Raw genomic sequence first — 12,266 nt, forward strand, 5'->3', positions numbered from 1 at the left:
CCGAAGAGGTACAGGAGAGATTACTGGGCCATGGATTGAGCAGTATAGCAATGAACGTCCTCATGAGTCACTTGCGAATTTATCGCCAATTAACTTTAAAAAAATGAGAAATGAAAAGCACAGAAATTCCACTTTAGCACTGACATAAAAGTGGGGGCTTTACATACTTTAATAACTTAGTTAATGGTAATCCGAGTAGAATTGACTTTAAGAAATTCTCAAAATATTACAATCCTAAATTAAAAGAATATGATTTCTCTATTAAGTCTGCTTTAGAAAATATTAAATAAAAATAAAATCTATCTGGTCAGTAATGAGACTATCTGCGAACTAATATACACATGCATGCTTTAGCCTAACGTTTGTTCTTTGTATTTTCTTGTCGACTCTTTCGTATGAACAATAATGAGTAAGGCGCTTGTGATTAATATGGCAAAAGGGATGAGGTAGAGTGATTCTTTCATTTGGTCAGGTGTTGCATGATTAATTAAATGCCCACCGCTTAAGCCAGAGATTAAACTGCCTACAATCATTTGAAAAATAGGGCCGCCTCCCATATTAAACATATTTGTTGACGCTTGGACCGTTGCTCGGGGGGATCTCGAAAAATATTGTCCCATATAAGCAAAACGATGACACTCGCATTCGTGATAAAGCCAACAGCTAAAAGCACAAAAGCAAGTCCAAAATAAGAGAGTTGACCTTGCAGAATTAAAAACATGCAAAACGCTGCGATATAACCACATAGCATAAGCAATAATGGAGTTTTCTTTGTGCAGTCACTCAGGTAACCAAGAGCAATTCCACCAAATAAGCCTCCAATTGAAATCAATGAGGTTAAATAGGCGGATGATTCTGGTGAAAGTTGGTAGGTTTTATGCAAGAAAGTAGGGGCCCAGAGTGCTGAGAATGCTGTTTGGGGGCTACTTAAACAACCCACGTAAATAGCAATAAGCAGGAAAGTGGGAGATGAAAATAATTGCTTAAAGGTTTGCCAGACGTGTAGGACCCCAGCCTTTATATTGAGTTCAGTCGACTTTTTTTCCTATAATGGCCCATACGATCAGTAAAATACAACCAATAGCTGCAGCGAGCCAGTAGGTGAGTTGCCAGTGGCCTAAAATATTTGTAATGAATAACCAGGGACCTTGACCTAAAAAAGCGCCGAACATGCAAAAAGCCATCGTTAGGCCAATTAATAACCCTTTGCGCTTGAAGCCTATACTAAGGGCAAGTGTGCCAATTACAGCAAAATTAGAGCCTAGACCCATGAGTATGCGAGCAATAATTAATACGGTTAGACTAGGCGCCCAGGCGAATAAGACACATCCTAAAATCAGCAAACTGATGGCGATAAGCCAAGTGCGGTGTAATCCATAGCGGTCAATGAGTATGCCTGCGGGAATCATAAATAGAACATAGGAAATGTAATATGCTGAGGATAACCCGCTTAATTGAGCAGCACTTAAGCTTAAATGAACTGATAAGCTTGGTAGTATCACACTATCGGAGACCCTTACCGCATATTCGTAGATGACAAATATCCAGGCGATTAATAAAATGGGCAATGATTTTCTATCCATGAGTATGTCTTTATTTAGCGTTTCGATTTTTGCTAGTTTATCCTGTCTTCTCCGTCAGTCAATGCCCTATAAGGCTTGTGTCTTGTGTGATGTGATATTTATCCAGTCAGTGTGTGAGATATTTCTTACAGGCGTGTAGGAATATCTTGAATTTGGTGTTTTGGGTTTATTAATTTTTATTATTAACTTATTGATATATCTTTATTTTTATTGATATGGGTTATTTTTTACACGATAGTTGGTGCTTTTTGATTTATTGCAGATAAAGCCTCGTGTGTTAGATTGTAATCAATCGCTAAGGAGTGGCGGTTTGATCACAGGAGTGATTATGATGCGGGTGCAAGGATGGCACGGATGACCAGAATGGGTGATTAAAGCATCGTCGCAAGAAGCAGGTCTTGACTATGGAAGTTGTAGGGACACTACATTAAGACTAAGCCCACACTAAGCAAGCTCGGGCGGTATCCCAACCGCCCACACCTTATCCTCTAAGCTAATCAGTCTGAATTTTATGATGCTTTATTGACTGTTGTATAATAATTAAGCCAATAAGAGAAAATATACCTGTGGCAATGAGTACCCACGCTGGAGTGCTAAGATTGTGAGTGCGGTGAATCAATAGCGAGGCTGCAAGCGGAGAGAGTCCGCCAAAGATGGCAAAGCCGACGTTATAGCAGAAAGCAACGCCTGAGTAACGTACATTAACAGGGAAAATTTCAGCGAGTAAGCAAGGGAAGCAGCCTGTAATTAAACCTGAAATAATGCCCCAAAGAATAAACCAAATGAGCAGGTAGTCATAATGACTAACAATCATCTTAAAAAAGCTTAGGCTAAACACAATAAACAGCATAGAACCTAACAAAATAAGTTTTTTTCTACCTAGATAGTCTGATAAAGCACCAATGATAAAAATAGCTAGGGAAAAGCTGATGAGTCCTGCGAGGGTGAGTGTTGTGACTTGGTCTGTAGGATAGTGATTAATTGTTTGCAAGTAACTGACGATATAAAGATAAAGAATGCTGACGATGCTGGCACCTAGACTTGTTAATAATATCCCGGCAATAACAGCAGGTAAATGCCTACGTAATAAGTGATAAAGTGGTACTTTATGTGTTATTTCACGTTCTTTTATAAACGCTGGAGTTTCTTCAAGTCGAGTTCTTAAAAAATAGCTGATGATTGCAAGGATTCCACCGAGTATAAAGGCAATACGCCAACCATAAGCGCTGGTTTCAGCTCTGCTAAGATGAGAAGTAATAAGGGCGTGAACAACATCAGCCAGAATAATTCCTGTATTAATAAATAAAAAAATCATACTGCAAGCCAGCCCTGGGCGGTTTTTAATGTGCTCTGTGACAAATGTGATTGCCCCTGGTATTTCTCCACCAATGGCAAGACCTTGAATAATACGCAAGGATACGAAAATAAGTGTGGCGGTGATGCCTAGACTTTGGTAAGAAGGAATGAGGCCCATGAGTAATGTACTGATGGCCATTAAAGAGATGGAAACAGTAAAGCGTTTTTTTACGTCCTATTTTATCGCCAAAATGGCTAAAAATAATACCACCAAGTGGGCGGATAAGGTAGCCGACGGCAAATAAAGAGAAAGCGGCGATTAATTCTAATGTGGGGTTTTGGTGTGGGAAAAAATTTTCGCCGATATAGGCTGCAAAAACAGCGAAAACTACGAAGTCATAAAATTCGAGCGCGCCCCCGAGACTAGAAAGTAGAATCACTTTCCAGTTTTCTTTTGTAAGTTTGTTCATCATTAATCCACGTTAGAAGTTAAAGATTGTAGTAATCTATAATGGATTGAGGTGCTAAGCAAACTTAAATCTTAAAGGGTTAAATAATGATGAATATTTTAATAAATTTTAACGATTCAATTGCCAGTTATTAACTTGACTTCAGCATTTTCTATGGCATTCGCTTGACCATATAATACAATGATATCGTTTTCTTTTAGCTTAGTGTCCGAAGGTGGGTCTTCTGAACGGATACCATTTCGTCTTAATGCGGTGACGATGACCTCATACTGACTCAAGTTGAGTTCTGCAAGTGTTTTACCAATCGCATAGCTGCGAGGAGGTAAGAAGAAAGACTGGAGGCTTTCGCGCTCACTATCAGGCTCGTCATGCTGTTCAGAAGAATCTCCGGCTTGAAAAAAGCCTTTGAGCATGCTGTAGCGACTTTGATGAGTATCGAAGCTCCAGCGCATCACACGATAACGAGGAACGCCGAGTAATAGTAGTAGGTGGGAACCTAACAGTAAACTACTTTCAGAAGTACGCGAAATGACTTCTGTTGCACCCAGGGCGATGAAGTTTTTGTAATCATCATCGTTATGAGTACGAACTAGAATATCGATTTTATTGGAAGATTTATGGGCGTAGTTGGTAATGGCTGTTGCAGCATCGTTATCGGCAAAGGTAATGACTAATGCTTTGGCTGAGCGTAATTTTGATGCGTCTAGTATCCCCCCATGCGAGGAATTGCCATAAATAATATTCTCACCGGCTAATGCTGCTTGATTGACTCGAACGGGGTCTGAGTCAATGGCAACGTACTGAAAGCCTTCAGACGCTAAAATGCGAGCAATTTGCTGTCCTGTACGTCCAAAGCCACAAATAACAACATGGCTACTTAACTCTTCATTATTATTTGTAAGTGGCTGTGTGGGTAGGTTGGGTTCTGGAAAATAATTTTTGAGTTTGTCGTAACTGTAAATGATTAATAGCGAGACAATCATGCTAAAAATAAAGCTCATTAACAGTATTTGGTCGTCAATAGGGTTCAATATGTTAATTTGGCTGGCTAGCGCAATTAAAACAAAGCTGAATTCCCCACCTTGGGCGAGTAATATGCCAATACGCAAGGAATCTCGACCATTATGCATACGTAGGCCAAGACAAATCAGAGTGGTTAATATCAATTTGACGGCAATCAGCCCAAGTGCAACAAGGATAATTTGCTTCCAGACAACGGGCAATAGGTCAATATCGACCATCATGCCAACACTGATAAAGAAAAAACCGAGTAAGGAATCTTTAAATGGTCGGATGTCGGCTTCAACTTGATGGTGGTACGGAGTGCCTGAAAGCAAGACACCGGCTAAAAATGCGCCGAGTTCTTTAGATAAGCCCATCATTTCAGTGAAATTAGCCGCAGCAAGGGCTGTAAATAAAGCGGTGAGCATGAAAAGCTCACTAGAACGTGTTTTTGAAATCGCTGCAAATAAAGGGGAGAGTATCCAGTGACCGATTAAATAAAGTACAATGAGAGTTGCTGCGCCTTTGACCATTTCTAAGCTGATATTAAACCAAACACTTTCATTGCCTGTGGTTTCAGCAAGTGCTGTGATGATGATCAATAACGGAGCGACCATCATATCTTGAAAGATAATTGCACCGAATGCTGAGCGGCCTAATGGGGTGTTCAGCTCTTTTGAATCTGAGAGAGTTTTGCTGATCAATGCGGTTGAAGAGAGCGCCACAGCGGCACCAACGACAAAGGCGGCGGTGGTTGATAGTGGGGTGAGTGCGGCAATGCCCCAGGCGACGAGGGTTGTAATCACAACTTGCAGGCCACCGAGTAGAAAAACCGCACTTTTCATTGCAAGTAAGCGCCGGATCGGTAACTGTAGGCCAATGGAGAAAAGCAGAAAAACAACGCCAAATTTTGCAATGACCTGCATGTCTTTTAGTTGAAGTAGGCTGGTATGGTCTAAAATAAAACCAGCAAACAAGCCAACGCTTAAATAGCCTAAAACAGAGGGCAAATTTAGGCGATGAAACAGATAGATGACACCGATCGATGCACCAAGTAGCGCAAGTAGTTGTGTGAAAACAACAGATGTCATTCATGCCCCCAACGTCCCCTCTAACTTTAAGTATAGAAATCAAATAGAGTGCTTTGTGAAAATGAATCCAGTATGCTGGAGTTTATAGAGGATTAGGTGTGTTGGAGTGAGTGGGTAAATGATAGTCACCGAATGGTTAATATTGGCTGTGATACAGGGAGTTACTGAGTTTCTACCAATTTCTAGCTCTGCGCATTTGATTATTCCAAGTGAGGTTTTAGGCTGGCAAGATCAAGGAGTTGTCTTTGATGTAGCTGTTCATTTTGGTACTTTATTAGCAATCATTTTTTACTTTTCTAACGATTTAAAGCAATTGTCACAAGGCTGTATTATTGCTATGCGCGATAAGTCTATTAATTCAGAGGCGCGTCTTGTTTTGGCGATTATCATGGCGACGATTCCTGTGGCCTTGGTGGGAGTGCTCGCACACTCTTTGATTGAAGCTTACTTGCGTTCAGCTTGGGTGATTGCAGCGACAACGATTGGCTTTGGGGTGCTGTTGTGGTGCTCTGATGCATATGCTCAGTCTTATGTGAAGCAGGGCAAAGAATCCCCTAAGTTGGGTTGGCGTGTGGCCTGCTGGGTAGGGCTGGCGCAAGTTTTTGCTTTGATTCCAGGCACTTCACGTTCAGGAGTGACAATGACGGCAGGTCTCTTTTTGGGTTTAAGTCGGGACTGTGCAGCACGTTTTTCATTTTTGCTCGCTATTCCTGTGATTATTCTTGCCTCACTATTACAGTGCTATAAGTTAGTGACTTCGGCAGTGAGTATTGACTTGGCAATGTTAGGTATCGCTACTTTTGTCGCTTTCATCAGTGCGTTATTGTGCATTCACCTGTTCTTGAAATGGATACAGAAAATCGGCTTTATGCCGTTCGTGCTTTATCGGTTTTTGTTGGGCTTTATCTTGATTGCCTTACTTTTAACGCATGGTTAGAGGATGACACTTGAAGATGTTTTGTTGTTACCGGCAAACCTGGTATAGTTCTTGGGAATTTAAGGGGGAGGGGTAATGATAAAGCAGCTCGAGCAGAAAATAAAAGAGATCCTTTTAACGTGCAAGGACTCATCCACAGGCAAGCCTTGGGCAGAGCGTTTAGTAAGTGTTGAGAAAGTAGGTGATGAACTGAGAGTTGATCTTTGCTTGGACTACCCTTGCCAGAGTCTCCATCCAATAATGCAAGACCAAATTAAACAAGCATTGAATAGCCAGCTTAATCAGCGTGAATGTGCCTTTAAATCACTCGTTGTGAATCTTGATCAGCGTGTTCAGACTCACCGCATTCAGCAAAACTTAAAGCGTGTAAAAGGCATTAAGAATATTATCGCAATTGCTTCGGGTAAAGGCGGGGTCGGTAAGTCGACAACAGCGTTAAATCTTGCCCTGGCTTTGCAAAAAGAAGGCGCTCGAGTCGGTATACTCGATGCTGATATTTATGGGCCAAGCCAGCCGCATATGCTAGGTGCGAATACGCATCCTGAGTCAAAAGATAAAAAAAGCATTGAACCGGTTGAACGTTTCGGTTTGCAAACCATGTCCATTGGCTACCTATTAGAAGACCAAGCGGTGATTTGGCGTGCGCCGATGGCAACTGGGGCTTTATTACAGTTATTGCAAGATACACGCTGGAAAGACCTGGATTATTTGCTTTTAGATTTACCTCCTGGAACTGGCGATATTCAGTTGACGATGTCACAGAAAATTCCTGTATCCGGTGCGATTATGGTCACAACCCCACAAGATATTGCCTTAATTGATGTACGCCGTGGCGTGCATATGTTTAATAAGGTTAATGTGCCGGTGCTGGGTATCATTGAGAACATGAGTACACATATTTGTAGCCAGTGTGGGCATGAAGAAGCGATTTTTGGTACTGGGGGTGGGCAGCATCTCGCAGATGAGTTCGAAGGTGAATTACTCGGGCAATTACCGCTGGATATTCGAATTCGCCAAGGTGCTGATCATGGCCAACCGATCGTGCTTGAGGGTTCTGCAAGTGAAATTAGTGAGGCTTATCGTGATATTGCTCGACGTTTTGCTGCCAAGCTTTCATTGCAGCCGAAAGATTTTAGTCACCACTTTTCAAATATTGTTGTGGAGTAAGCATTATGAGTATTAAGTCTGATCGTTGGATTCAACGCATGTCCAAAGAGTATGGCATGATCGAGCCATTTGAAGCTGGACAGATACGTGATTATCATGGTGAGCGCATTATTTCTTATGGTACATCAAGCTATGGTTATGATGTACGCTGTGCTAGTGAATTTAAAATTTTCACAAATATTAATTCAGCGGTCGTTGATCCTAAAAACTTTGATAGTAATAGTTTTGTTGATGTGGAGTCTGATGTCTGCATTATTCCACCCAATTCATTTGCATTAGCAAGAACGGTTGAATATTTCCGTATTCCTCGCAATGTACTCACTGTGTGTTTAGGTAAGTCAACTTATGCACGTTGTGGGATTATTGTTAATGTCACGCCATTAGAGCCTGAATGGGAAGGGCATGTCACTTTAGAGTTTTCGAATACGACGCCATTACCTGCAAAGATTTATGCTAATGAAGGTGTCGCACAAATGCTCTTTTTTGAATCTGACGAAACCTGCGAGACTTCTTATAAAGATCGAGCTGGGAAATATCAAGGACAACGAGGGGTAACACTCCCTAAAACATAAATTTATAAGGTTATATATGCTTGATAAGCTGCTTTTTTATAGCAGCTTATTTTTTGATGATAATAAAATCTAAATCTATTTGCAGCATGTAAGCGTTATAGAATGGGTTTTTTAATGTTGTTACATAGTCTGCGATCAATGAGTCTAGCTTAAGCTTTTCTTCTTTGCTCATCGCTGAATATTGATCATGATTCAAAGCGTCTTCTAAAACTGAAAAGCGACAAATTGTGTACATATCATCAAAGTTATCAGTCGTGTAATTACCATAACTTTGTGTGGTTTGATATTTGCAGCCTTTTTCGTCGAGATATAGTTTTAATGGTCCACTGTTTTGGTAATTAGGATTCACAGAGGAGCATAATTCGGCATGTTTGCCACGGTTTGCGCCGATTATAATAATGGCAATTCCGTCGGCTGCAATAGAATGAATTAGTTTTTCAAGAAAGCAGGGCCACTCTTTGATGGGGACATGATAGAGCATATGACAGCAAAGCACGAGGTCAAATTTGCGCTTTAATAGAGTATCTTGAAAGTTTGACTGAATGACATTAACGCCTTTTTTAACCAGCTGATCATAGTAATTTTGCTTAGGTTCAATAGCTAATGTCGATTTGAAAAGAGGAGATAATGCGAGTAATGGCTTTCCTGGTCCAGCACCAATGTCTAAGAAATTATTTTTCGTTATTAATTGATTATAGATAGATTTTTTTGATAAAAGCAATAATTGCTGCTTTATTTTCAGGAAATTTAGCAAATAATTTGAATATTTTTTCATATTCTAAATCTGTGTGGATGGTGCTCATTGAACTTGATTAATGGACCCTAATGTTGATAATAGTCTTAATGTTATCTCTAATTTCACTTTTCTCCTAGGAAATGCCTTTTGAGGCTCGAATAAATACTCACAAATAAAAACATAATCGCTAGAAATAGGGGCTTTATTATGAGCCGACTCCCGAAAGTAGCAGGTGTACTCGGCTGCCTATTTTTATAAAGGATGATTGTCGTATAGTTATAGTTTTAAGTTGCGAGCGCAGATAAAGCTCGCAGTAGTGTTACAATATGATGCAACATTCAGAACCGTTACTAGTGGTTTGACTGTCAGTGTTGATTAGGATTGTTGCTTGATTATTTACAGAGTATTGTGGATACTGGCTGTCAAAGCTTTTCCAGAAAGAGGTTTGCCCTCTCAAAAGGTTTTCCATCTCGCGCGAACATTTCTTTATGTATCGATTTTTATCTGTATTTGGGTTTAAAAATCGTTGGCCAGGGCAACTGCTTTGATGTATATGGTTCGTTGTCGGGCTGCTTTCTAAGGATAAAGAGTTGCTGTGAACAGAAACTAATGTCAATGGTCGCATTGTTAATGAGTTAACATCGGGCAAATTAATCTGGTGGGGTGCGTTTGTTGAGAGATAAGTATTAGCTATATAGTTATTTTTTGCTGGATCATGTCGAGAAGAAAATGATCTACTTTCAATCGTATTGGTCTCACTATTGTGAGAACTCATTTTTTTTCGGGAAGTTATATCCACCATTTAAATAAATATTTGCATCTATCATGAATGCTGGAATTTCAAATAAACCCTGCTTTCCTGCATGATCTAGTACAGCATTTCGAAAGCCTTGATCTGTATAAAAGTTATGACCACCACGAATAAAGGGCATAAGGGTCTCCTTTGGTTTTTATTTATTTATTAAAGGGTTAAATTAACATAATTTATATTTTATAAAATATAAAGAAGGCCAAGAGATTTATGTAAAGAAAATTGGGATAGTGAGTATTATTAAAACTTTGGTGATGATAGAACCAATATTTATTTATGGTGATTAGGCATGTTTAAGTGAGCTAATAACTTTATTGACCCGTTTCATAGATATGGGTGATTTTCACAATGAAATGACATTGCCAAATATAGACAATAATAAAACCTGCTTTGGTTAATATAAAACTAAAAACTATCACTAAGTTTACATAAGATTTACATTGTTGATGCTGAATTTATGGTAATTTTAACAACGTTGTTTGATGTCCAATAGGAAGGGCAATGCTTTTAAAGATAGGAAATTTTATAGAGGATAAATTTATAAATTTTTTAAAGGTAAGAGGTGAAGGGAGCAAAAAAAGTCAGAGCCTGTGTTAATTTAACGATTGAAGAAGTAAAGAAGGCAGACAGCTTAAGCTTGATTCCTGCCGACCCTTGCTTTTCTGAAGGCGACGAAGATATCCATCTTCATATTTAATTGTTAAGTTTGACGCCAAATGGTTATTTATGATGACTGTCTATGTAATACATAGAAAATTTCGAGTTGTGGATGAAAGGGAAAGACACTGCAGTATTAGGTTTTTTTCGTTCTTGAGAACATGGGATCGTGGTTAGATTTTATAGCGATTTTGACATATGTAACTTATACATTGAATAGTAGTGCGCTGTGGGTTGTTGTGGCGAGTATTACGATGGCAGCGCCTCAAGTGTTTTTGATAAAAGTATATCGGTATTGCTTAGAAAAATACTCCCTCTCATCGGTTTTATTGTTAACGACGCTAATGAGAGCCGTTATAACATTTATGCTTGTCTTTGCTGATTCTATGGCCGTTATTTTAATGATTATTTTTTGTCGCTCGATTTTAGTTGGTTTTATTCAGCCTGCTTCTGCCGCTTATGCAAGTGTGGAGCAAGAAAAAGGCAACCGCAGGATTGCAGCTTCATTGAGCCTAATAGGAACTTTTTCTAAAATTTTTGCCCCTTTGCTTGGGGGGAGCTTTTGGTGAGAAATCAGTATTTGTGATTAGTGCGACATTGTGCTTACGTGCTATTTTGCCTATTATTTCTATGAAACAGCAGTTGAATGAAAAAAGCAATAGAGTCAGTAGTCATCTGGGTGGCAAGGGCAACCTTCAAGAGATTAAGTCTAGAGCTTGTAACTTCTATAGTCTTTTATGTGCCTACGGCTATTTATTTTTCACTTATTTTTATGACAAACGAATTATTGCCGTTGATTTTTAAAAGTTCGAGTTTATCGAAAGTCGTCTTTCAATGGCTGTTGCTTCAGCAGCAGTCGGTAATGGCGCAGCTGGATTATATTTATTGAAATCAACTAAAAAAACTAAAATACAAAAGCTGATATTTTTAGGAATGTTGATTTCGGTAATTTTTATAGCAAGTGGTTTAGTTTTAATCAGCACGGGGTGGATTAAGTATATGATATTACCTCTATTTTTATTGACTGGAATTATTGCAACCGTAGTGCAAATTACTAGTTCATCTTATATATTTTCTCACACTCAGAGCGCAGCGATTGTAATGTCGACAAATTTTCAGTCAATCCAAAATACAATGATGATTTTTGCTCCTTTATGTGGAGTATTAATAATTAAAGTGATGCAACCTCCGTTACTGTTAGTTTTTTCTGGATTTTCAGCATTATGCTGCTACTCGTTTTTGCTGTTAATAATGTATGTTATAAAAAGAAAAGCATCTTTAAAAGCTGTTTTGTGATACTTTTTAATGAAAACATAATAGGTTAAGCTACCGCACGGTTACAAAGTTAATGCTCTTTAAGCAATATAACAGATGTTAATGTTAAATAAGTTTCTATTTATTTTGGTGGCCATTGTTGTCCAGTTTTAGTTTGTCCTTGTTGTCCATCTTGACAGGAGGACCAGCTTGGGTTCAATGGTGGTGCACAACACTGTGGTGTAACAGCATTAGTATAATTGTTCTTACTAATAGTAAGTTCACACTGCCCAGTTGCAGGATCTTTTGTAGCAGTTACATTTGCGACTAAATATGTTTCTATACCTAGACCATACCAAGCCTTAGTTTTACTTATTATTTTACATTTTACTTGGTCAATGATAATTTGAGCTCCTGAGTTGTCTGGGTTCTGTTTGCCTGACTCTTTAGAGATTGGCATCTTATTTTTAGTCCAATACCAGTTATTAATTTGCACGCCTAAGCCAGGTGCTTTAGAAAAGCCTGAGTTCACTGCAGCTTGTAACCCTGGCAATATCTTTTTTTGTTGGTAGCCATCATAGAATATGGTAACAGTATTTCCCCCAGGGCATGGTGAATCTGTTGTTGAGAGGTTGTTTTTTACAATGAGTCTACTAGCATTATTTCTAAATTTAATATCAGAAAAGTATT

The 12,266-nt window shown here is 39.1% G+C and carries 16 protein-coding genes and 1 pseudogene; 8 read left to right on the forward strand and 9 right to left on the reverse strand.

Annotated elements, in window-relative coordinates:
- Positions 1-350: 350 nt before the first annotated feature.
- The 4 genes from BGC07_RS00485 to BGC07_RS00500 form a co-directional block, all read right to left on the reverse strand.
- Complete coding sequence (locus BGC07_RS00485) at positions 351-566, reverse strand: hypothetical protein (RefSeq protein ID WP_139121555.1); 216 nt, start codon at positions 564-566, stop codon at positions 351-353.
- Positions 530-1,021, reverse strand: a complete 492-nt coding sequence (locus BGC07_RS23715; protein ID WP_077216667.1) for an MFS transporter — start codon at positions 1,019-1,021, stop codon at positions 530-532. The genes BGC07_RS00485 and BGC07_RS23715 overlap by 37 nt, the downstream gene beginning before the upstream one ends.
- Before the next feature lie 7 nt (positions 1,022-1,028).
- Positions 1,029-1,583, reverse strand: a complete 555-nt coding sequence (locus BGC07_RS22870) for an MFS transporter (RefSeq protein ID WP_069311543.1) — start codon at positions 1,581-1,583, stop codon at positions 1,029-1,031.
- Between the two features lie 493 nt (positions 1,584-2,076).
- Positions 2,077-3,057, reverse strand: a complete 981-nt coding sequence (locus tag BGC07_RS00500; RefSeq protein ID WP_235602804.1) for an MFS transporter — start codon at positions 3,055-3,057, stop codon at positions 2,077-2,079.
- On the opposite strand from BGC07_RS00500, the gene BGC07_RS22875 reads away from it, so the two are divergent.
- Positions 3,056-3,184, forward strand: coding sequence for a hypothetical protein (locus BGC07_RS22875; RefSeq protein ID WP_268801579.1), 129 nt, complete (start codon positions 3,056-3,058; stop codon positions 3,182-3,184). The two genes, BGC07_RS00500 and BGC07_RS22875, sit on opposite strands and share 2 nt — an antisense overlap.
- On the opposite strand, the pseudogene BGC07_RS23720 reads toward BGC07_RS22875, so the two are convergent.
- Positions 3,149-3,352 (reverse strand): annotated as a pseudogene (locus tag BGC07_RS23720) (MFS transporter); the annotation flags it as partial. The gene BGC07_RS22875 and the pseudogene BGC07_RS23720 overlap by 36 nt on opposite strands.
- 113 nt (positions 3,353-3,465) lie before the next feature.
- A complete protein-coding gene (locus tag BGC07_RS00505) occupies positions 3,466-5,442 on the reverse strand; it encodes a cation:proton antiporter domain-containing protein (protein ID WP_069311544.1) in 1,977 nt (658 codons plus the stop codon).
- Positions 5,443-5,560: 118 nt separating this feature from the next.
- On the opposite strand from BGC07_RS00505, the gene BGC07_RS00510 reads away from it, so the two are divergent.
- The 3 genes from BGC07_RS00510 to dcd all read left to right on the forward strand — a co-directional run bounded on the left by BGC07_RS00510 (position 5,561) and on the right by dcd (position 8,118).
- A complete protein-coding gene (locus tag BGC07_RS00510) occupies positions 5,561-6,379 on the forward strand; it encodes an undecaprenyl-diphosphate phosphatase (protein WP_069311545.1) in 819 nt (272 codons plus the stop codon).
- A 75-nt stretch (positions 6,380-6,454) separates the two neighbouring features.
- Positions 6,455-7,546 (forward strand): iron-sulfur cluster carrier protein ApbC, encoded by a 1,092-nt coding sequence (apbC, locus tag BGC07_RS00515; protein WP_069311546.1) that lies wholly within the window; start codon positions 6,455-6,457, stop codon positions 7,544-7,546.
- 5 nt (positions 7,547-7,551) lie between these two features.
- Positions 7,552-8,118, forward strand: a complete 567-nt coding sequence (gene dcd, locus BGC07_RS00520; protein WP_069311547.1) for a dCTP deaminase — start codon at positions 7,552-7,554, stop codon at positions 8,116-8,118.
- Positions 8,119-8,164: 46 nt separating this feature from the next.
- On the opposite strand, the gene BGC07_RS00525 is transcribed toward dcd, so the two are convergent.
- Both BGC07_RS00525 and BGC07_RS20325 read right to left on the reverse strand, forming a co-directional pair.
- The gene (locus BGC07_RS00525; RefSeq protein WP_158006807.1) at positions 8,165-8,839 is read right to left on the reverse strand and encodes a class I SAM-dependent methyltransferase; all 675 of its coding nucleotides are present in this window, start codon (positions 8,837-8,839) and stop codon (positions 8,165-8,167) included.
- A gap of 773 nt (positions 8,840-9,612) precedes the next feature.
- A complete protein-coding gene (locus tag BGC07_RS20325; protein WP_158006808.1) occupies positions 9,613-9,786 on the reverse strand; it encodes a hypothetical protein in 174 nt (57 codons plus the stop codon).
- A gap of 441 nt (positions 9,787-10,227) precedes the next feature.
- Between BGC07_RS20325 and BGC07_RS22880 the strand changes: the two genes are divergently transcribed.
- The 4 genes from BGC07_RS22880 to BGC07_RS00540 all read left to right on the forward strand — a co-directional run bounded on the left by BGC07_RS22880 (position 10,228) and on the right by BGC07_RS00540 (position 11,618).
- Entirely contained in the window at positions 10,228-10,362 is a 135-nt protein-coding gene (locus BGC07_RS22880; RefSeq protein ID WP_268801580.1) for a hypothetical protein, read from the forward strand.
- Positions 10,363-10,513: 151 nt separating this feature from the next.
- Positions 10,514-10,891 (forward strand): hypothetical protein, encoded by a 378-nt coding sequence (locus BGC07_RS00530; RefSeq protein ID WP_139121556.1) that lies wholly within the window; start codon positions 10,514-10,516, stop codon positions 10,889-10,891.
- A 13-nt stretch (positions 10,892-10,904) separates the two neighbouring features.
- Positions 10,905-11,126, forward strand: coding sequence for a hypothetical protein (locus BGC07_RS00535; RefSeq protein WP_139121557.1), 222 nt, complete (start codon positions 10,905-10,907; stop codon positions 11,124-11,126).
- 30 nt (positions 11,127-11,156) lie between these two features.
- Positions 11,157-11,618 carry a hypothetical protein gene (locus tag BGC07_RS00540; protein WP_069311551.1) on the forward strand — a complete coding sequence of 154 codons (462 nt, stop codon included), beginning with the start codon at positions 11,157-11,159 and terminating at the stop codon, positions 11,616-11,618.
- A 100-nt stretch (positions 11,619-11,718) separates the two neighbouring features.
- Here BGC07_RS00540 and BGC07_RS00545 read toward each other — a convergent pair.
- Positions 11,719-12,266 (reverse strand): hypothetical protein (locus BGC07_RS00545; RefSeq protein WP_201258076.1); only part of this gene is annotated, 548 nt, incomplete at its 5' end.

It is taken from the genome of Piscirickettsia litoralis, from assembly GCF_001720395.1.
GTDB lineage: Bacteria > Pseudomonadota > Gammaproteobacteria > Piscirickettsiales > Piscirickettsiaceae > Piscirickettsia > Piscirickettsia litoralis.